This is a genomic window from Pseudoalteromonas sp. S4741, assembly GCF_005886135.1.
Lineage (GTDB): Bacteria > Pseudomonadota > Gammaproteobacteria > Enterobacterales > Alteromonadaceae > Pseudoalteromonas > Pseudoalteromonas tetraodonis.
The window spans coordinates 1-21,075 of sequence record NZ_PNCN01000029.1 but is presented as its reverse complement, the minus strand read 5'-3'; the positions used below and the strand labels follow the sequence as shown (position 1 = coordinate 21,075).

The 21,075-nt window shown below is 42.9% G+C and carries 20 protein-coding genes; 17 read left to right on the top strand and 3 right to left on the bottom strand.

The genetic code is table 11. The annotated features are described in order from the left end of the window. Window positions 1-24: 24 nt before the first annotated feature. The 15 genes from rsmH (at window position 25) to lpxC (ending at window position 17,283) form a co-directional block, all read left to right on the top strand. A complete protein-coding gene (gene rsmH / locus CWC30_RS04730) occupies window positions 25-963 on the top strand; it encodes a 16S rRNA (cytosine(1402)-N(4))-methyltransferase RsmH (RefSeq protein WP_008110698.1) in 939 nt (312 codons plus the stop codon). Continuing rightward, window positions 960-1,286, top strand: coding sequence for a cell division protein FtsL (gene ftsL, locus CWC30_RS04725; protein WP_008110697.1), 327 nt, complete (start codon window positions 960-962; stop codon window positions 1,284-1,286). Before rsmH ends, ftsL begins: the two co-directional genes overlap by 4 nt. After that, complete coding sequence (locus tag CWC30_RS04720) at window positions 1,283-3,100, top strand: penicillin-binding transpeptidase domain-containing protein (protein WP_138626557.1); 1,818 nt, start codon at window positions 1,283-1,285, stop codon at window positions 3,098-3,100. The genes ftsL and CWC30_RS04720 overlap by 4 nt, the downstream gene beginning before the upstream one ends. After that, entirely contained in the window at window positions 3,093-4,571 is a 1,479-nt protein-coding gene (murE, locus tag CWC30_RS04715; protein ID WP_036984906.1) for a UDP-N-acetylmuramoyl-L-alanyl-D-glutamate--2,6-diaminopimelate ligase, read from the top strand. Before CWC30_RS04720 ends, murE begins: the two co-directional genes overlap by 8 nt. Further along, on the top strand, window positions 4,568-5,956 hold the full coding sequence (locus CWC30_RS04710; RefSeq protein ID WP_036981322.1) for a UDP-N-acetylmuramoyl-tripeptide--D-alanyl-D-alanine ligase: 1,389 nt from the start codon (window positions 4,568-4,570) through the stop codon (window positions 5,954-5,956). Before murE ends, CWC30_RS04710 begins: the two co-directional genes overlap by 4 nt. Next, window positions 5,950-7,032, top strand: a complete 1,083-nt coding sequence (gene mraY / locus CWC30_RS04705; RefSeq protein WP_008110692.1) for a phospho-N-acetylmuramoyl-pentapeptide-transferase — start codon at window positions 5,950-5,952, stop codon at window positions 7,030-7,032. The genes CWC30_RS04710 and mraY overlap by 7 nt, the downstream gene beginning before the upstream one ends. Then, window positions 7,033-8,367, top strand: coding sequence for a UDP-N-acetylmuramoyl-L-alanine--D-glutamate ligase (murD, locus tag CWC30_RS04700; RefSeq protein WP_138626556.1), 1,335 nt, complete (start codon window positions 7,033-7,035; stop codon window positions 8,365-8,367). It begins immediately after the preceding gene. Beyond that, complete coding sequence (gene ftsW / locus CWC30_RS04695) at window positions 8,364-9,539, top strand: cell division protein FtsW (RefSeq protein ID WP_138626555.1); 1,176 nt, start codon at window positions 8,364-8,366, stop codon at window positions 9,537-9,539. The genes murD and ftsW overlap by 4 nt, the downstream gene beginning before the upstream one ends. After that, window positions 9,536-10,612, top strand: a complete 1,077-nt coding sequence (gene murG, locus CWC30_RS04690) for an undecaprenyldiphospho-muramoylpentapeptide beta-N-acetylglucosaminyltransferase (protein ID WP_138626554.1) — start codon at window positions 9,536-9,538, stop codon at window positions 10,610-10,612. The genes ftsW and murG overlap by 4 nt, the downstream gene beginning before the upstream one ends. A 42-nt stretch (window positions 10,613-10,654) precedes the next feature. Further along, window positions 10,655-12,064 (top strand): UDP-N-acetylmuramate--L-alanine ligase, encoded by a 1,410-nt coding sequence (murC, locus tag CWC30_RS04685; RefSeq protein ID WP_215908052.1) that lies wholly within the window; start codon window positions 10,655-10,657, stop codon window positions 12,062-12,064. Then, the gene (locus tag CWC30_RS04680; protein ID WP_016899500.1) at window positions 12,061-12,981 is read left to right on the top strand and encodes a D-alanine--D-alanine ligase; all 921 of its coding nucleotides are present in this window, start codon (window positions 12,061-12,063) and stop codon (window positions 12,979-12,981) included. Before murC ends, CWC30_RS04680 begins: the two co-directional genes overlap by 4 nt. Before the next feature lies 1 nt (window position 12,982). Further along, window positions 12,983-13,744, top strand: a complete 762-nt coding sequence (locus tag CWC30_RS04675) for a cell division protein FtsQ/DivIB (protein WP_013464059.1) — start codon at window positions 12,983-12,985, stop codon at window positions 13,742-13,744. Between the two features lie 13 nt (window positions 13,745-13,757). Beyond that, window positions 13,758-14,990, top strand: coding sequence for a cell division protein FtsA (gene ftsA, locus CWC30_RS04670; protein ID WP_013464060.1), 1,233 nt, complete (start codon window positions 13,758-13,760; stop codon window positions 14,988-14,990). A gap of 21 nt (window positions 14,991-15,011) precedes the next feature. Beyond that, the gene (ftsZ, locus tag CWC30_RS04665) at window positions 15,012-16,265 is read left to right on the top strand and encodes a cell division protein FtsZ (protein WP_016899499.1); all 1,254 of its coding nucleotides are present in this window, start codon (window positions 15,012-15,014) and stop codon (window positions 16,263-16,265) included. Window positions 16,266-16,371: 106 nt separating this feature from the next. Then, window positions 16,372-17,283 (top strand): UDP-3-O-acyl-N-acetylglucosamine deacetylase, encoded by a 912-nt coding sequence (gene lpxC / locus CWC30_RS04660; RefSeq protein WP_013464062.1) that lies wholly within the window; start codon window positions 16,372-16,374, stop codon window positions 17,281-17,283. A gap of 103 nt (window positions 17,284-17,386) precedes the next feature. Here lpxC and yjjG read toward each other — a convergent pair whose 3' ends face one another. The 3 genes from yjjG to CWC30_RS04645 are packed head-to-tail and all read right to left on the bottom strand — an operon-like array spanning window position 17,387 to window position 19,572. Continuing rightward, window positions 17,387-18,061, bottom strand: a complete 675-nt coding sequence (gene yjjG, locus CWC30_RS04655) for a pyrimidine 5'-nucleotidase (RefSeq protein WP_013464063.1) — start codon at window positions 18,059-18,061, stop codon at window positions 17,387-17,389. A gap of 11 nt (window positions 18,062-18,072) precedes the next feature. Next, window positions 18,073-18,612 (bottom strand): inosine/xanthosine triphosphatase, encoded by a 540-nt coding sequence (gene yjjX / locus CWC30_RS04650; protein ID WP_069440104.1) that lies wholly within the window; start codon window positions 18,610-18,612, stop codon window positions 18,073-18,075. A 60-nt stretch (window positions 18,613-18,672) separates the two neighbouring features. After that, window positions 18,673-19,572 carry a phosphoribulokinase gene (locus CWC30_RS04645; RefSeq protein WP_008114793.1) on the bottom strand — a complete coding sequence of 300 codons (900 nt, stop codon included), beginning with the start codon at window positions 19,570-19,572 and terminating at the stop codon, window positions 18,673-18,675. 115 nt (window positions 19,573-19,687) lie between these two features. On the opposite strand from CWC30_RS04645, the gene CWC30_RS04640 reads away from it, so the two are divergent. Both CWC30_RS04640 and CWC30_RS04635 read left to right on the top strand, forming a co-directional pair. Further along, window positions 19,688-20,557 carry a TolB-like translocation protein gene (locus CWC30_RS04640; RefSeq protein WP_138626553.1) on the top strand — a complete coding sequence of 290 codons (870 nt, stop codon included), beginning with the start codon at window positions 19,688-19,690 and terminating at the stop codon, window positions 20,555-20,557. Window positions 20,558-20,624: 67 nt separating this feature from the next. Beyond that, window positions 20,625-20,990 (top strand): hypothetical protein, encoded by a 366-nt coding sequence (locus tag CWC30_RS04635; RefSeq protein ID WP_036981345.1) that lies wholly within the window; start codon window positions 20,625-20,627, stop codon window positions 20,988-20,990. Window positions 20,991-21,075 lie beyond the last annotated feature (85 nt).

Sequence of the window (21,075 nt, the reverse complement as noted above, 5' to 3'; positions counted from 1 at the left end):
AAAATAAAAGGCAAATAACAGCTAATGACAGCGCAATTTGAACACGTATCCGTATTAATGGACGAAACCATAGATGCACTTGCAATTAAGCCAGACGGCATATACATGGATGGTACCTTTGGACGTGGCGGGCATTCAGGGCAAATATTAGCGCGCTTAGGTGAAAGCGGTCGTTTGCAGGCCATTGACCAAGATCCACAAGCGATAAAGTCTGCTGAAAAGTTTGCTGATGATCCGCGTTTTTCAATTGCTCATTCTCGTTTTTCAAAGTTATACGAGGTAGCTGAGCAAAACGATCTTATTGGTCAGGTTGATGGCATTTTACTTGATATTGGTGTGTCGTCGCCGCAGCTAGATGACGCAGCGCGTGGCTTTAGCTTTATGAAAGATGGCCCGCTTGATATGCGAATGGATCCAAGTACAGGTCGCAGCGCAGCGCAGTGGTTAGCTGAGGCTGAATTAGATGACATTACTCATGTGATCAAAAAGCTAGGTGAAGAAAAATTTGGTAAGCGCATTGCGCACAAAATTTTAGAAGTGCGTGAACACACGCCAATCACTACCACTAAGCAGCTCGCTGATTTAGTTGATGAAGCCGTACCGGTGAAAGATAAGTTTAAACACCCTGCAACGCGGACTTTTCAGGCTATTCGTATTTATATCAATAGCGAGTTAGAGGAAATTCAAACGGCATTACAAGCGGCGATTAAAGTTCTTAAGCCGGGTGGTCGCTTAGTGGTTATTTCGTTTCATTCTTTAGAAGATCGCATTGTTAAACAATTTATTAAAAAACAGAGTAAGGGAGAAGCGATACCCAGAGGTCTGCCTTTAACCGACGCACAAATAAATAAAAATCTGACGTTAAAAGCAGTGGGTAAAGCTATTAAACCAAGTGCTGATGAAGTGGCGCGTAATCCACGCTCTCGCAGCTCAGTGCTAAGGATCGCACAGAGGTTGGGATGAGTAAAAAAGCGAGCTATCGCCAACCCAATTTATTTCTTGAAATAATTAAAGGCTTAGGTGCGAACAAGATCACCTTGGCCTTGTTGGTTGTGATATTCGCATCAAGCTTGAGTGTGGTGCAAGTAACTCATCTCTCTCGAGCGCAATTAATTGAGCAAGATTCGTTGCTCCAAGAGCGTGACGAATTGGATTTAGAATGGCGTTATTTTTTAGTGGAAGAAGAGTTTTATTCACAACATGCGCGCATTGAAGAAGTGGCAACGTCACAACTCGAAATGAAGCGGCCAACCAGCCAAGATGAGCAGGTAATTATATTACAATGAGAATGCGAGGCAAAAAACCAGTCAATAACCTAATCGCATGGCGCTTTATTTTAGTGTGCGCGGTGATTTTTTTAGTGTTTGTGACCTTGGTATCGCGTGCTGCGTACTTGCAAGTAATTGAACCTGATAAAGCGCGCTCTGAAAGCGATAAACGTACGGTACGGATTGAAAAACTGCATGTGCAACGCGGGATGGTTTTCGATCGTAACGGTAAAGAGCTTGCCGTTAGTGTGCCTGTGGTAAGCGTGTATGCGGATCCTAAAGCCCTGCATAAATCACTGGTGAGTAAGGTACTTAGGCAAGCACGCAAAAACGGTGAAGATCAGCAAACGCTTCGTGAAAATGTTGCTGAGTTAAATAAGCGTACCGCCCTGTATTATAAAAATGATTTACGCTGGCGTGAATTGGCTGATGTGTTGCGCATTGAGCCTAGTAAAATTAACACGCGATTACTTGATGATCCTACTCGTCGCTTTGTGTATTTAAAACGCCAAGTGACTCCCGCCGTGGCTAATTACATCGGTGATTTACGCCTACCTGGTATTCATTTATTAGATGAATCAAAACGTTATTACCCTGCTGGTGAAGTAAGTGCGCATGTTATTGGGTTTACCAATATTGATGGTAAAGGCATTGAGGGCATAGAAAAGCTTTATGAAAACGCGTTAACCGGTGAAGAAGGTCGCCGTACCATTCGCAAAGATGCGCAAGGGCGTGAAGTTGAAGTACTTGATGAGCGCGAGCGAGTAGAGCCTGAAAGCATTCAACTAAGTATTGATCAGCGAATTCAAGCCATTGCCTATAAAGCAGTTAAATCAGCGGTATTAACTTATAAAGCGACCTCAGGTTCTGCCATGGTAGTAGATGTTAAAACCGGTGAAGTTTTGGCCATGGTCAATAGCCCATCATTTAATCCTAACAACTTAAGCGGGGCGGCTCCTCATAAACGTCGTAACCGCGCTATTACCGATTTGTTTGAACCTGGCTCAACTGTTAAGCCTCTAGCCATTTTAGCTGGATTAGACTACGGCACAATCCAACCGGATGACAAGGTTGATACCTACCCAGGCTGGATGCGTTTAGGGGGCAGCTTAGTACAAGATACCCGTAATCATGGCGAAATGACGCTGCGCGAAATTTTAAAATACTCCAGTAATATGGGAGTAACCAAAATAAGCCAAACAGTACCCAAAGAGTACTTTGTGGGCTTGTATCAAAAAGTGGGGTTTGGCAGTGATAGTGGTACTGGCATGGTAGGCGAAAGTAGTGGCCTATTTTACCCTAACCGCCGTTGGTCAGATCATGAAATTGCAGCGCTCTCGTTTGGTTACAATATTGCCGTGAGTACCGCGCAAATGGCACGTTTTTACGCCATGTTAGGGGCAGGCGGAGTTAATCGTCCGCTTACTGTACTAAAGCAAGATTCTATACCTGAAGGTGAGCGTATCTTTCAACAAGAAGATGTTGAAGCCGTTGTACATATGATGGAAAGCGTATTTGAAGAAGGCGGTACCGCACGCCGCGTTAAAGTGGATGGTTACCGTGCTGCTGGTAAAACAGGCACCTCTAAAAAAGCCGCCGCAGGGGGCTATGGTGACGAATATGTGGGTTATTTTGCGGGTGTTGCCCCTGCGAGTAACCCGCGATTAGCCGTTGTGGTATTAATCAACGAGCCCGGTGGAGATGTTTATTATGGCGGCGCAACGGCAGGTCCAGCGTTTGCAGAAATAATCTCTAATTCATTAAGAATTTTAAACGTTGCCCCAGACAAAGACTCGGTGGCATACGTGAAGGGCAAAGATGATGGTGCGTGATTTACACACAATTTTAAAACATTTAGAAATAGATGCAGCACGTTTAATGGTAAACGAGCTGCGTTTAGATAGCCGCGATGTAAAACCAGGTGATGTGTTTGTGGCGATAAAAGGGCACCAGTTAGATGGTGGGCACTTTATTAGTAAAGCAATTGAAAATGGTGCCAGTGCAATTATTGCCGACAGACTGTGTGAATTTGAAAGTGATTTTGAGCCGCTTTATTTAGTCTCAGAATTGAATAAGAAACTGCCTGTATTGGCGAGTCAATTTTACCAACAACCGAGCAAGCACTTAGATTTAGTTGGCGTAACGGGCACCAATGGTAAATCGACTACCACAGCAATGATTGCTCATTTAGCGCAATTTTGTCATACCCAAGCCGCTATTATTGGCACCTTAGGCTACGGCCATCCAGATAACTTAACACCACTGCAAAATACTACGCCTTCAGCAGTCGATTTACAGCGTATTTTAAGCGACTTAAAAAATGAGCAACACCAATTGGTTGCTATGGAAGTGTCATCGCATGGTTTGGTACAGCACCGTGTTGATCAGTGTCATTTTAAAGCGGCGGTTTTTACTAACTTGTCGCGCGATCACTTAGATTACCATGGCGATATGCAAAGCTATGGTGATGCTAAATTGATGCTGTTTCGTGATTTTGATGCTGATCATGTCATTCTTAATCAGGATGACGGACAAGCAGAACAATGGATTGAAAAATACAGCTTTAATAGTCTTATTTGTTATGGCCGTAAAAACTTAGCCCCTAAAAATGCACAGTTTGTATATTTTTCAGATGTTCAGTATTCAGCAACCGGTATTTCGGCGCAATTAACTACTAGCTGGGGTGATGTTGCCATAAAATCACCGCTGTTTGGTGAATTTAACCTTTATAATCTAACGGCTGCGTTAGCAACGCTATTAGCGCTAGGCTATCCATTAACACAGTTAGTAGCAGGATGTGAGTATTTACAGCCGGTAGCCGGTAGGATGCAAGCATTTACAGCGCCAAGTATGCCTACTTGCGTTGTTGATTACGCGCATACGCCAGATGCGTTGGCTTTAGCCTTACAAGCGCTGCAGCAACATGTACCAGGTGGCGTGAGTTGTGTGTTTGGTTGTGGCGGTGACAGAGATAAAGGAAAGCGTGTACTAATGGCACAAGCTGCTGAGCAGTTTGCAGACAAAGTGATCATTACCAGTGATAACCCACGCTCTGAAGACCCTAATGACATTATTAATGATGTAGCTGCGGGATTAGAGCATCCAGAAAACGCTCATTTAGAGGCCGATCGCGGTGCCGCGATACAATTTGCTATAGATAACGCAAAAGCCGGTGAGGTTATTTTAATTGCCGGTAAAGGGCATGAAGACTATCAAATTATAGGCGATACACGCATCGATTTTTGCGACCGCCAATTTGTACAACAACAATTAAAAAAAGCAGTAAGAGGGTCTCAAGCATGATCCCAATGGATTTTGATTGGCTAGCTAATGTGCTAGCAACCGATTATCAAGGTGATAATCGCAAGGTGATAAATATAAACACCGATACCCGTACTTTGTGTGATGGTGAAGTGTTTTTGGCGCTTAAGGGCCCAAATTTTGATGGTCATAAATTTATTGAACAAGCAAAACAAAAAGGCGCTATAGGCGTGATTGTCGATCACGCTGTTGATACCGATATTGCTCAATTTGTAGTTGCCGATACCCGTATTGCATTAGGCACAATTGGTACAGCAGTGATGGCGCAAGTTGCACCTAAAACTATCGCTATTACTGGCAGCGTAGGTAAAACCACAGTTAAAGAAATGTGTGCCGCTATTTTATCAAGTAAAGGGGATGTATTAGCCACTAAAGGTAATTTTAATAACGACATTGGCGTACCGTTAACTTTACTCAGATTAGAGCCACAACATCGCTTTGCGGTTATTGAATTAGGCGCTAACCACATAGGTGAAATTGCGTACACCACCGCGATGACCAAACCGGATGTAGCTGTGGTATGTAATGTTGCTGCTGCCCACTTGGAAGGCTTTGGTAGCCTGCAAGGTGTGGCACAAGCAAAAGGCGAAATTTACGACGGATTAAAAGAGGATGGCATCGCCATCGTCAATTGCGATAGTGACTTTAGTCAATATTGGCTTGATAAGTTAGCAACGCGCAATATTAAATGTTTTTCGAGTAGTGAAAAGCTCGATATTTGGGCTGAAGACATCAGCCTAGATGCACAAGCTCGCGCAAGCTTTACTTTGTGCACCAAGCAACACAGTGTGCCGGTTAAGTTAGCACTGCCAGGTAAACATAATATTAGTAACGCGCTTATTGCTGCGGCGTTAACCAGTGAGTTTGACGTGTCACTTGAGGAAATTGCCAGCGCGTTAGCGACCATGGGTGAAGTTAAAGGACGGGTTAACCTAATTGAAGCCAGTGATTCACTCACTATTATTGATGATACCTATAATGCCAACGTAAAGTCGGTGAAAGCTGCGATTGATTTACTTAGTGATATTCAAGGTCATCGTATTTTGGCACTCGGTGATATGGGTGAACTTGGCGAAGATGCACGTAAATATCATCAAGAAGTCGGTGAATACGCATTAGCGCAAGGCATTGATGAGTTATTTACACTCGGAGTATTAAGTAAATGTGCCAGTGATGTATTTGGGCTGCCAAATCGCCATTTCTCTAATCGTGAGCAAATGCTGCAGCAAATTCAAAACAGCATTAGCAAAGTAGATAAAAAAATTACCCTTGTCGTGAAAGGATCACGCAGTTCTCGCATGGAGCTTTTAGTAACCGATTTAGTTAATGGCCAGCAACAAGCCATCAATGGAGTATCATCATGTTAGTTTGGCTGGCTGAGTATTTAACTCAATATTATAGTGGCTTTAATGTTTTTTCGTATTTAACCCTGCGTGCCATTTTAGGTATTTTAACCGCATTGATGATGTCGTTGTATTTTGGTCCTAAGTTAATTCGTGCGCTGCAACGCATGCAAATAGGGCAAACAGTACGTGATGATGGTCCGCAATCGCACCTATCTAAATCGGGTACACCGACCATGGGTGGTTTACTTATTTTAGGGGCTATTTTTACCAGCACATTATTATGGGCAGACTTGTCTAATAAATACGTATGGGCCACTTTATTTGTAATTGGCTCATTAGGTATTGTGGGCTTTATTGATGATTACCGTAAGGTGATCCGCAAAGATCCAAAAGGACTTATTGCAAAGTGGAAATACTTTTGGCAATCGGTAATTGCACTGGTTGTAGCCACTGCGCTTTACATGAGCAGCACACAAGCAACCGAAACGTCACTGGTAGTGCCATTTTTTAAAGATGTACTGCCACAGCTGGGGCTGTTTTATATCGTGATCACCTACTTTGCGTTGGTGGGCACGTCAAACGCGGTTAATTTAACCGACGGTCTAGACGGTTTAGCCATTGTACCTACTATTTTAGTGGCTGCAGCACTGGCCATTATTGCTTACTTAACGGGTAATATTAATTTTTCGGCTTATTTGCATATTCCGCATTTACCACTGGCGAGTGAGTTGGTTGTGGTATGTACCGCTATTGTAGGGGCTGGGTTAGGTTTTTTATGGTTTAACACGTATCCGGCGCAAGTATTTATGGGCGATGTAGGCTCATTAGCACTGGGTGGTGCATTGGGGATTATTGCCGTACTTGTTCGCCAAGAGCTGTTACTGATTATTATGGGGGGCGTGTTTGTAATGGAAGCGCTATCGGTAATTTTACAAGTTGGCTCTTACAAATTACGTGGGCAACGCATTTTTAGAATGGCGCCTATTCATCACCATTACGAACTTAAAGGTTGGCCGGAGCCACGCGTTATTGTGCGCTTTTGGATAATTTCTATTGTGCTGGTACTCGCTGGCCTTGCGACATTAAAGATCAGATAAATGCAGTATTTAAACGAGATAAAAAATAAACACATAACAGTGCTCGGACTCGGTGTAACCGGTCTGGGCATTGTGCGTTTTTTATTATCTCAATCAATACAGCCTTATGTGGTCGATAGCAGAGAGAATCCGCCAGGTGTTGATTGGCTCAATCAGCACGCACCTCAATTAAAAACTCACTTTGGTGACTTAGAAAATGCGGCGCTCAGTGCTTGCGATATGATTATTATTAGTCCCGGGCTAAGCTTAAAAACACCAGCAATTGTTAAGGCAATTAACGCAGGCGTTGAAGTGATTGGTGATGTTGAGTTATTTGCGCGCATTAATAGCAAACCAGTCGTTGCTGTAACCGGCTCTAATGGTAAATCAACCGTAGTAACACTTGCCTACGAAGTATTAAAAACCGCAGGTTATAAAGTGGCACTCGGTGGCAACATTGGCACAGCGGTACTGGATTTACTTGACGGTGACTTTGATGTATTTGTATTGGAGCTATCAAGTTTTCAGCTTGATACCACACGCAGCCTAAAAAAGACTAGTGCAACCGTGCTTAATATTTCAGAAGATCATCTCGATCGTTATGATAGTTACCAAGCCTATATAGACTCAAAACTAAGTATTTATAACGGTGCTGAACACGTAGTGATTAATGCTGACGATAAGCAAACACACCCTGTGAGTCGCACGTTAACACCACAACTGAGCTTTGGTGAAACACAAGGCGATTACCACTTAGCACAGCACAATAGCGAAGCGCACTTTATGGTAAAGGACGAAGCTTATTTACCAGTAAGTGCTTTAGCCATTGTGGGTAAGCATAACTATTTAAATACGTTGGCAGTGATGGCATTACTCAGCCCATTTACAATTACTAAGGCGCACTACAAAACCGCATTAGCTCAATTTAATGGCTTAGCGCACCGTTGTCAGTTTGTGGGTGAGTTTAATGGCGTTAAATACTTTAACGACTCTAAAGCTACCAACGTAGGCGCAACAGTGGCGGCAATAGATAGTTTAGCGGGTGAACAACAAAACTTAGTGGTTATTGCTGGTGGTGATGCAAAAGGTGCTGATTTAGAGGTGCTAAAGCCTTATATTGAAAAGCATGTAAAAGCGCTGATTTGTTTTGGTAAAGATGCCAAAGATTTAGTGGCACTCAGTGCTAAAGGTCATTTAACCAATAATATGTCTGAGGCTGTGACGCTTGCAAAGCAATTAAGTAAATCGGGCGATACCGTTTTACTCGCACCTGCCTGTGCCAGCATTGATATGTATAACAATTATATGCAACGCGGCGATGATTTTGTGCAATGTGTATTGCAGGGGCAGTCATGATTGCTTTTGCGGATATTAAAAAGGCTCTCACCCCTAAACCTTCAGCACAGCTTTATGATGTGCCACTGCTTTATTGCATGCTAATGCTGATTGGTGTGGGCTTTGTGATGGTAACCAGTGCCTCAATGCCGACAGCCGATAGACTATTTGGTAATATTTATCATTTTACTATCCGCCATGGCATTTTTTTAGGGCTCTCGTTTTGTTTATTTTGCATTAGTACTCAAGTACCTATGTCGTGGTGGAAAAAAGCTAACCCCTATTTATTACTAATCGGTTTAGTACTGTTATTAGTGGTACTCATTGTAGGACGTGAAGTCAATGGTTCAACCCGCTGGATACCCGTAGGACCGTTTAATATTCAAGCCTCAGAGCTCGCTAAGTTGTTCTTTTTTAGTTATATCGCAGGCTACTTAGTACGTAAGCGCAATGAAGTTCAAGAAAACATAAAAGGCTTTGCTAAACCCATAGCGGTATTTGCAGTTTATGCAGCACTTATTTTAATGCAGCCCGATTTAGGGACTGTGGTGGTGATGTTTGTTACTACGGTTGGTTTGTTGTTTTTAGCCGGTGCCAAGCTTTGGCAATTTTTTGCACTTATTTTAACCGGTATTGCGCTAGTGGTTGGGCTTATTGTGTTAGAGCCATATCGTATGGCGCGTGTGGTTGGCTTTTTAGAACCTTGGGATGACCCTTTTGGCAAAGGCTATCAATTAGTGCAATCACTAATGGCTTATAGTCAAGGCGATTGGTTTGGCCAAGGCCTAGGAAACAGCGTACAAAAATTACAATATTTACCAGAAGCGCACACCGACTTTATTTTTGCTGTTATTGCTGAAGAGTTAGGTTTTATGGGAGTGCTTAGCATTTTAATGGTACTCGGTACTTTAGTATTTAGAGCTTTACTCATTGGCCAAAACGCGCTTAAAAACGGCAAAGAATATGAAGGCTACTTAGCCTTAGCAATTGGCATTTGGTTTGCGTTTCAAACTATGGTGAATGTGGGCGCCAGTGCCGGTATTTTACCAACCAAAGGATTAACCTTGCCGTTTATTTCTTATGGTGGCTCAAGTTTATTAATGATGACCATAGCAACCGGTATTTTATTACGTGTAGATTTTGAGACCAAGATGGCAACGAAACAAGCCACGTCAGGTGGAGCTAAGCGATGAGTAAAAAAATAGTCGTTGTAGCAGGGGGCACAGGTGGACATATTTTTCCAGGGATTGCCGTTGCTGATTATCTCAAACAGCAAGGTTGGCAAGTTAGCTGGATAGGCACCCCAGATAGAATGGAAGCCAGTGTCGTGCCCAAGCACAACATAGAAATTGATTTTATTGATGTAAAAGGCGTGCGAGGGAATGGTTTAAAACGCCTTATTAAAGCGCCATTCATGGTTATTAATGCAATATTGCAAGCGCGTAAGGTATTAAAACAACAACGCCCTGACGTCGTTTTAGCAATGGGGGGGTATGTAACTGGCCCAACAGGTATTGCGGCAAAAAGCCTGGGTATTCCTTTGGTGATTCACGAACAAAATGCCGTAGCAGGCATGAGTAATAGGTGGTTGGCTAAATGTGCTAATCGCGTGTTAGCGGCTTTCCCCAGTGCTTTTGCCAATGGTAAAGCAGAGCTGGTGGGTAATCCTGTACGCCAGAGCGTGATTGAAATTATTGAGCGCGAAGTAACCAGCCCTATAAATATTTTAGTGGTGGGTGGTTCGTTAGGTGCGCAAGTGCTCAACCAAACACTACCTGAAGCATTTAAGCGCTTAAATGACACCAGTGCTATTAATATTTGGCATCAAACCGGTAAAGGGCACCTTGCTAGTGTAAGTGAAAGTTACCAGCAGCAACAAATGGGCAATGAGCAAGTGACCGTTGCTGAATTTATTGATGATATGGATACCGCTTATAGCTGGGCAGATATTGTGATTTGTCGTGCGGGTGCGCTTACGGTAAGTGAAATTGCCGCAGCGGGTAAAATGGCGGTATTTGTGCCGTTTCCACACGCAGTTGATGATCATCAAACAGCCAATGCACAGTATTTAGTAATGGCAGAGGGGGCGTTATTAATGCCACAGGGGCAATTTAATCAGCGCAGTATTGTTGAACTTTTAAGCCCCTATTTAGCCGAACCTTTATTAATAACTAAAATGGCTGGCAAAGCAAAACAGCAAGCTATTTTAGATGCCACAGCAAGCGTAGCGATGCACTGTGAGCAAGTAACAAATAAGAGAACATAAGTGAAACAGACATTAGCAAAAGAAAAATATACACGTCCAGCGATGCGCCGCATTGAAACTATTCACTTTGTAGGAATAGGCGGTGCAGGCATGGGCGGCATTGCAGAAGTACTTGCTTTTGAAGGTTACCGTATTACTGGTTCAGATATAGCTCACAGCGCAATGACTGAGCGTTTAATTAAAGCCGGTGCTGAAGTATTTATTGGTCATCATGAAAATAACGTAAAAGACGCCAATGTGGTGGTGGTTTCAAGTGCAATAGATAAAACAAATCCTGAAATTCAAGCCGCGCAAGCTGCGCGTATCCCGGTGGTTCGCCGTGCAGAAATGTTAGCTGAACTGATGCGCTTTCGCCACGGTATCGCCATTGCGGGCACCCATGGTAAAACGACCACAACCAGCTTAATTGCCAGCATTTATGCACAAGCCGAACTCGATCCAACCTTTATAATTGGTGGTTTGCTTAACAGCGCTGGCAGCAATGCTAAGGTAGGTAAAAGTGACTTTTTAATTGCCGAAGCAGATGAAAGCGATGCCTCATTTTTGCATTTACAGCCTATGGTGTCGGTGATCACTAATATTGAAGAAGATCACATGGAAACCTACGGCGGTAGTTTAGAAAAAATGAAAGATACTTATGTTGAATTCATTCATAATCTGCCGTTTTACGGGTTAGCGGTGGTGTGTATTGATTCAGACGTTGCTGCTGAATTGATCCCCCGTTTTGGTCGTCCGGTGATCACTTACGGTGAGTCACACGAGGCTGATTATCGAATGAGTGACTTTAGCCAAACAGCGAACACATGCCAATTTACGGTGACTAATAAACAAGGTGAGAGTTTAACCGCCAAGCTGAATATGCCGGGTAAACATAATGCCCTTAATGCAACCGCAGCGATTGCCGTGGCTAAAGATCAAAATATTGCGAATCATGCAATTTTAGCGGCTTTAGATACTTTTGAAGGTATTGGCCGTCGTTTTCAGCACTACGGTGAATTTGAAAATGAACGCGGTAGCGTGATGCTTGTTGATGACTATGGTCATCATCCGTCAGAAGTGGCCGCTACTATCACCGCAGCACGAGAAGGCTGGCCTGATAAGCGTTTAGTGATGGTGTATCAGCCGCACCGTTATACGCGTACTCGCGATTTATACGAAGATTTTGTTAAGGTATTGGCTGAGGTTGATCAGCTTTTATTACTCGATGTTTACAGTGCAGGCGAAGAGCCGATTGTTGGCGCTGATAGTAAAAGTTTATGCCGTAGTTTGCGCCAGCGTGGCAAAGAGCCATTACATGTAGCCTCAAGCTCAGAGCTTGCGGGCGTACTTGCCAACTGCCTACAAAATAACGACTTAGTGCTCACACAAGGAGCGGGTAACATAGGTCAGCTCGTTAAAAATTTAGCAGCCACGAATATGTCGATAGAACAATTAAAGCAAGGTGAAGTATGACACAGGTAAATTCCCAGTTTGGTAAAGTAGCGGTGCTGCTAGGTGGAAATTCAGCAGAGCGTGACGTGTCATTAAAATCTGGTCAAGCGGTATTAAATGCGCTGTTAGACGCTGGCATTGATGCGATAGCGTTTGATCCACAAAATCGTTCGTTATGGGAATTAAAGTCGTTAAACGTTGATCGCGTTTTTATTGCTTTGCATGGTCGTGGTGGTGAAGACGGCACGGTACAAGGTGCTCTAGAATTTATGAACCTGCCGTATACCGGCAGTAATGTTCTGGGTTCGGCACTGGCTATGGATAAAATTCGTTGTAAGCATTTGTTTAAATCGGCAGGCTTAAGCACCGCACCTTATGCCGTGGTTGATGCTAAAAAAGGCTTTGATGCCAATGCCATTATGGCGCAATTTAAAAAGGTAATGGTTAAGCCATCGCACGAGGGCTCCAGTATCGGTATGGCGCAAGCAAGCTCTGCAGAAGAACTTGAAGATGCGCTCACTAATGCATTTAAGTTCGACAGCCAAGTATTGGTAGAGCAGTGGATCACGGGTCGCGAATTTACCATTACGGTATTAGGTGATGAAGTACAACCTGTGATTGAAATGAGCACCCCAAATGGGTTTTATGACTACCAAGCTAAATATCAGTCAAGTAGTACGCAATATCATTGCCCTGCTGATTTATCACCATTGGATACTCAAAAATTACAAGCGATGGCGCTTGATGCGTTTGATTTAGTGGGGGCAAGTGGCTGGGGGCGAGTCGATGCGATGCAAGATGAACAAGGACACTTTTACTTACTAGAAGTGAATACCGTACCAGGCATGACTGAAAAATCATTGGTGCCAATGGCAGCAAAAGCCAACGGGGCAAGTTTTGAGCAATTAGTTGTTCGCATTTTGGAGCAAACCCTTTAATATGCATCCCTTTTTAGAGAAAGCGCAGCAACTAAAACAGCAACTTAACTGGTCGCTGATTTTTGGAGTGAGTTTTTTTCTAGCCGTGGTGATAGGGTTAATTGAAATAACCAGTGGGGTTTCGCACTGGTTAGTTGAAAATAAAGATGCACAAATTAAGCATTTAACGGTGCTGGGGAACCCTAAGTACACCGATGAAAAAGCAATAACAGCGGCAATAAAAAAAGCAGATTTAAGCAGTTTTTTTGAGCTAAACGTAAAGCAAGTTCAGCATTTAGTACAAGAGCTGCCTTGGGTTGCAACGGTATCGGTAAGAAAGCAATGGCCTGATACCATTCAAGTTTACGTGGTAGAACATCAAGCGGTTGCTCACTGGAATAGTGACTTACTGATTAATCAAAGCGGTGACGCGTTTGAAGCAAAAAGTGATAAATTAAGTGCCACTTTACCCCAACTATATGGGCCAGAGGGCAGTGAAAAAGAAGCATGGGTAGCGTTTAAACAGTTTGATGAAATGCTCAAAGTCAATGCATTAACGCTCACTAGCCTTGCGCTATCTGAGCGGTTTTCGTGGCAACTTTGGTTAGATAACGGTGTGCGTTTAAATTTAGGACGCAAAGATAAAGCCAAACGTGTACAACGTTTTATAGACGTTTATTCACGTATAGAAAAACGTGCTGATGCACAGATAGATGCAATTGATTTACGCTACGATACCGGCCTTGCAGTGAGCTATAAGCCACTGCAAGAACAGCAATTATAATAAAGAGTAAGGCATGACTAAGTCAGCAGAAAGAAACCTAGTGATTGGATTAGACGTTGGCACTTCTAAAGTAGTGGCCACGGTAGGTGAAATCACCACAGATAACAAGCTCAGCATTGTTGGCGTGGGGAGCCAAGTATCTCATGGAATGGATAAAGGTGGTGTTAACGATTTAAATTTAGTGTCTGAGTCTATTCGCCGCGCTATAGATGAAGCCGAATTGATGGCTGATTGTCGTATTAGCTCGGTTTATTTGGGTATTTCTGGCAAGCATATTCAGTGTCAGAACGAAAGCGGTGTTGTGGCTATTAATAACACCGAAGTAACCGATGAAGACATTGAAAATGTAATACACATTGCTCGTTCAGTGCCAATTTCAGCTGAACGCAAAATGTTGCATGCTTTGCCGCAAGAGTACAGCATTGATATGCAAGAGGGGATTAAAAACCCACTCGGCATGAGCGGTGTGCGCATGGAAGCACGCGCGCACATTATTACCTGCTCCAACGACATGGCTAAAAATATAGAAAAATGTGTTGAACGTTGCGGGCTTGAAGTTGACCAACTTATATTCACAGCGCTTGCTTCATGTTATTCCGTACTGACGGATGACGAAAAAGAGTTAGGTGTTGCGGTGCTTGATATTGGTGGTGGTACTATGGATATCACTATTTATATTAATGGTGCGCTGCGTCATTCGGCGGTTATTCCGGTGGCAGGCAACCAAGTAACCGGTGATATTGCAAAAATATTTCGTACACCTATATCACATGCTGAGTCACTCAAAGTACAATATGCCTGTGCAAGTAGCCAAATGGCGAGCAGCGAAGATACGATTGAAGTGCCAAGCGTAGGTGGGCGGCCAGCAAGACTGATGTCTAGGCACACGTTATCAGAAGTGGTTGAGCCACGTTTTAGAGAATTATTTGAACTGGCGATGGAAGAAATTCGTCGTTCAGGATTAGAAGACCAAATTGCAGCAGGTCTCGTCATTACTGGCGGAACTGCTAAAATGACTGGCGCAATGGAAGTGGCTGAAGATATTTTTCAGATGCCAGTAAGAATAGGTAAACCAATTGGTGTAGTAGGTTTAACTGATTATGTTGATGATCCATCGTACGCAACCGCTGTAGGTTTGTTACAATACGGGCGTACTATGCAGTCGATGAATGCACAAAAGTCGAAAGCGGATGATAATAATAATTGGTGGAACCGCATCACAAAATGGTTTCAAGGCGAGTTTTAGTACTCAAGTCGGAGAGTAAATATGTTTGATATAATGGAACAACACAGCGAAGAAGCTGTAATAAAAGTAATCGGTGTTGGTGGCGGCGGCGGTAACGCAGTTGAGCACATGGTAAAACAACAAATAGAAGGCGTTCGTTTTATTGCAGCGAATACGGATGCACAAGCATTACGTAATTCAGCCGCAGATGTAACGGTACAATTAGGTACGCAAATAACCTCTGGGTTAGGTGCGGGTGCAAACCCTGAAGTAGGCCGTCAGTCGGCTGAAGAAGACGCCGAAACCATCCGTGCCAGCCTTGAAGGCGCCGATATGGTATTTATAGCGGCAGGTATGGGCGGCGGTACAGGAACCGGTGCTGCGCCAGTCGTGGCTAAAATAGCTAAAGAGCTGGGCATTCTAACCGTGGCAGTAGTAACGCGTCCATTTGATTTTGAAGGTAAAAAACGTGCCGCTGCTGCAGAGCAGGGGATTAACGAATTGTCTGAAATCGTGGACTCGTTAATTACTATTCCAAATAACAAATTACTAAAAGTATTAGGTAAAGGGACAACTTTACTGGATGCGTTTGCTAAAGCAAATGACGTATTATTTGGTGCGGTACAGGGTATTGCTGAGCTAATCACACGCTCGGGTCTAATTAACGTGGATTTCGCCGACGTACGTACTGTTATGTCTGCAATGGGTACAGCCATGATGGGGACTGCATCTGCCTCGGGTCCTGATCGTGCACAAGAAGCAGCAGAAGCGGCTATTTCAAGCCCATTACTAGAAGACGTTGATTTAACCGGTGCTAAAGGTATCTTGGTCAATATTACTGCCGGCATGGATATCGCGATTGAAGAATTTGAAATCGTAGGTAATCACGTTAAGGCGTTAGCGTCTGAAAATGCAACGGTAGTTGTGGGGGCGGTAATCGACCCTGAAATGACAGATGAGCTACGTGTAACGGTTGTTGCAACTGGCTTAGGCGGCGATCGTCGTCCACAGTTTGGTATTGTAGATAACGGCTTTAAAAAAGCATCAGGTTCTGATGTAGCCAGTTCAAGCACGCAAACAAACAGCAGCATGTATGTTCCTAGCTTTGCAAGCCAAGGCGCAAGTACAGAAGAGCCTGCAACGACTACGCAAACAGAATCAAAAGAGCAAAGCACATCGACGAGCTCTTCAAGTTCTTCAGCGAATACGTCGTCAAGCAGCGCTAAGAAAACAGATAAGTCTGAAGGTGGCGATTATTTCGACATCCCTGCTTTTTTACGTAAACAAGCAGATTAATAAAAAACAGTATTTTTGTGCGAAATGTGAACGAATGTTGTAGTTATACCGTATTCATGTTACACTCCGCCGTCTAACTGTAATATATACTAAAGTGAGCGAACCTATGATTAAACAGCGTACGATTGCACAAGTAGTCAAAGCCATAGGAATTGGACTTCATAAAGGTGAGAAGGTCACAATAACTCTCCGACCTGCGAGCGCAAATACTGGGATTGTATTTCGTCGTGTCGACCTTGATCCGGTTGTTGATTTTGAAACAACACCTGAAGCCGTTGGTGATACGCAATTGTGTACCTGTTTAATTAACAAAGATGGCGTTCGCTTATCGACTACTGAGCACTTAATTGCGGCGGTTGCGGCAATGGGTATCGACAATTTAATTGTTGAACTTGATAGCTCAGAAGTACCAATAATGGATGGAAGTGCATTGCCATTCATTTATTTATTACAAAAAGGCGGCATTGAAGAGCAAAATGTTGCAAAACGCTTTATTCGTATAAAAGAAAAAGTACGTATTGAAGAAGGTGATAAATGGGCCGAAGTAGAACCTTACGACGGATTCCACATCGATTTCGAAATTGCTTTTGATCACCCTGCAATCAATGAAAGCCGCCAACGTGTTGGTTTAGATATTACGGCACAAAGTTTCACTGAAGAGATAAGCCGTGCGCGTACTTTTGGCTTTATGAAAGACATTGAATACATGCATGCGAACAACCTAGCACTAGGTGGCAGCATGGATAGCGCAGTGGTACTTGATGAATTTAAAGTTTTAAATCCGAACGGTTTGCGTTACGCAGACGAGTTCGTCAAGCATAAGATACTAGACTGTGTAGGTGACATGTTTATGACAGGTCACAATCTTTTAGGTAAAGTAACCGCATTTAAATCAGGTCATGATTTAAATAATAAGTTACTACGCAAAATTATGGCAACTGAGTCAGCATGGGAGTGGGCAACCTTTGAAACGCCTGTAACGATGCCTGCACCCGGCCTTGAGCTAGCTAACGCCTAATTAGTTAATCACTTATATACAGTTATAAAAAATGACGCTTATTAGCGTCATTTTTTTGTTTGTTAATTAGCTAAACAGCTAAATTACACTCAGGCTTTTATTATCAAAGTCCTAATATAGTTTGCAACTGTTTAAGCTGGGTTACCTGATATGTTGGTTTAATTCCCTCAGGCAAGTTCACGCCAGGATGTTGCAGCCAACAAGTGTCAATGCCCACATTTTGACCGCCAAGAATATCACTGCTGGCGGTATCACCGACCATTAAAATTTGCTCTTTCGGTGGATTACCCATTAAGTTAAAGGTGTGCTCAAATATCTCTTTTGCAGGTTTAGCAATGCCAACTTGCTCAGAAATAACTAACCAGTCAAACATATCTTGCAGCCCCGTATGCGCTAGGCGACGTGCTTGTAACTGAGAAAAACCATTGGTAATAATGCCCAGCTTGGCATGGGGTTTAAGGGCATTTAATAATTCAACGGCGCCGGGTAAAGGCATACAAATTTCGGCCATTGCTGATAAAAAATCATCATTGAGCTGTTGAGCTGGCACATCTAGTTTATTTGCCAGTTCGCTAAAACGAGTTACTTGTAAGTGACTTGAGGTGATCTCGTTGTTTTGATAAGCAATCCATAGTGACTTATTGGTGTTTTGATAATGGGCATAATCTGCCTCGGTAAAATCCATGTCATAGGTTGCTAGCATGTTTTTAAGGCCAGCAAAGGCATTAAAGCTAAATAAGGTTTCGTCGGCATCAAATAATACGTAGTTATACTTCATTAAAACATCCGTTATTGATTATATAGAGTGGGATTAAGGAAAGGCGCCATGGCGAGTGTCAGCGCTTGAGTATAGGTACTTTCTCGTGTTGCATGATGATCAGTTAATAAGCCAATAGCACCCCCTTGCTGTTTAATATTGGTGGTATTAAAAGCTTTATCCATCACGTCACCAAGCTCTTCACCTTGAAGCAATGCTTTATAAAACACAGCGGGCAGGGGTAAGTTACTGCTTCGGCCTGTAACTTGCTGTGTGCCATTATCAATAACTACATAGGCAAAGGTTGCTGCACCATAACTAAATTGCGCTGCACCACCTTCCATCGCCATATAGTAGTCTGCCTGATAGTGGCTTTTACAGTAATTAACGCGATTTTGAGCCCCTAAGCAGGTTTGCTCTTCACCTAAGGGTTGATCGGGTACTTCTGAGGGCGCGTGAACGCCACTACATTCGATTACATGCTCAGGAAAATACATCGCAAAAATATGTTTAGCGGCATTGATTTTTACTGGGTTTTTAGATCCAACAATAATTTTAATTGATTGCGACATATTAAACTCGTCATACTTAAAATCAGCAGTGTACGTGAGTTAGAGTTCACAAAAAAGAGTCTAAATAGGAATTTCAGGCGGTGCTAACTTTGCTAAGGCGCGTTTTTTCAAAATAATATCTTTTATCAGAGGCGTGAGCACCAGTTCCATCGCGAGACCCATTTTACCACCAGGCACCACTAAGGTGTTTATACGCGACATAAAACTGCCTTCAATCATCCGCAAATAATACGGAAAATCAACATCATCAATCCCTCTAAAGCGAATCACAACAAAGCTTTCATCAAGGGAGGGGATATCTTTCGCACTAAATGGGTTGGAAGTATCAACGGTGGGGACTCGCTGAAAGTTAATATGGGTACGAGAAAATTGCGGCGTTATATGATTAATGTAGTCATCCATACTGCGCACAATAGAATCCATGACTTTTTCACGAGAATGGCCGCGTTCTGAGGTGTCGCGAATGAGTTTTTGGATCCATTCAAGGTTAATAATAGGCACCATGCCTATGAGTAAATCAACATGTTTAGCAACATCATGATCTTCATCAACTACACCGCCATGTAGACCCTCGTAAAACATCAGGTCTGTATTTTGCTCAAGTTCTTGCCATGGGGTAAATGTCCCAGGTAACTGGTTATAAGGCACGGCTTCATCAAAGGTGTGTAAATAACGACGAAGTTTTCCTTCACCGGTTTCACCGTATTTAGTAAATAAGTCTTCTAAGGCGCCAAAGTCGTTAGCTTCTCGGCCAAAATAGCTAATGTGTTTACTTTCTTGCTGTGCTTCACGAATTTTTTTGTCCATTTCAGGACGTGTATAACGATGAAAGCTATCACCTTCGATAAATGCCGCATTGATATCAAGGCTACGGAAAATATGCTTCACGGCGTTAGTGGTGGTCGTTGTGCCCGCTCCAGATGAGCCGGTGATTGCAATAATAGGGTGTTTAGCTGACATGTTTGTTCTCTTTTTTATGACCCGTTAGTTATAAAGAGTTGACTGACTTAGGTCAAGTGACGTCATCAGTAAATAACGTTATCATGAGGTGCTTAAAATTAAAACGAGAGAAAGCATGAAACTGATTAAACCATTGTTAGGGCTTATAGCTATAAATGCTTTAACGCTAGATATTGCCCAGGCAAGTATGCCTAAAAGCCAAATTTTGCTCGCCGATTTAAATTCTCCGCATGGTATACGTGTAAGCATTGTTAGTGATAAAACGAGCTATAACAATCAACCCCATTTAACCGACACCGGCCTATACTATACCCGAGAAATAATCAGTAATGACCAGAGTCAAACAGATATTGCGCTTTACAACTTATCATCAAAACAAACGTCTATGGTCACTAATACGCCACAAAGTGAATACTCGCCCACTTTAACACCGGATGGGCAGCACTTATCGGCGATTGTCGTTGAAGACGATGGTAAACAAAAACTATGGCAATATCCGTTGGCACCCGAGTTGGCTGCAAGTCGTATTTTTGATTGGATTGAACCTGTAGGCTATCACGCTTGGGGAAGTAACAACGATTTAGTGATGTTTATTTTAGGCGAACCACACACGCTGCAATATACCTCGGTTGCTGCGGCAAAAGGTGAGGTGGTAGCAAGCGATATTGGTCGTACGCTTATTTATAATAAAGCGCAGGCTGAGTTTTTATTTAGCCATAGTAAACACGGGCAGCATCACTTAGCGCGTTTTGATCCACAAACTAAGCAAGTTACCGATATACTTAGATTGCCAAACCAAGTACAAGATTTCATCTTAAAAGATGAAAATACCATTGCTTACGCAATTAAAAACCGTGTTTACCAGCGCAAATTAACACGTGGCTCTGCTATATCGCAGTGGCTTGATTTAAGCCAATATTGCGATACTGAAATAAGCCGGTTGAGTTATAAAAATCAGCAATTAGCTTTTGTGTGTAGTGAATAAATAAATTTCGGACTTTCACTCATGCATGAGTTAGTCTGACCCCCTATTAAATAAAAAGGAAAGTCACGTGGCATTTAGTGCAGACGAGTTAACCGAGCAGCTGATCAAACTAGAGTGTAGAAGTAACTTTAAAATAAAAAACATAGCTGAGTATATGCTAGTAAACTCTAAAGAGGCGTTTTACACCCATGCGGAAACAGGTAAAGGTAAAATTGTGATCCGCCCTGCATTTGAAGTGTTTAGCGATGACTTTACTGATATTGATGGGGTTGTGCGTACTCAAGGCTATTTTCATAGCAGTGAAATGACCCGTTTTCCTACCCGTATTTATAAAAGTACGCAGCCTATTCATTATGGGGTAGCCTTTAAAATTAACTCTGAGCAAGCAGCGAAAGAGTTTATAGCAAAGCTAACGATGATTATTGGCGGTTAATAGAGTGGTGCAGGGCTAAAGGCAAAAGGTGCAAGATAAAATCTTTAACCTTTAACCCTTAACCCTTAACCCTTAACCTTTAACC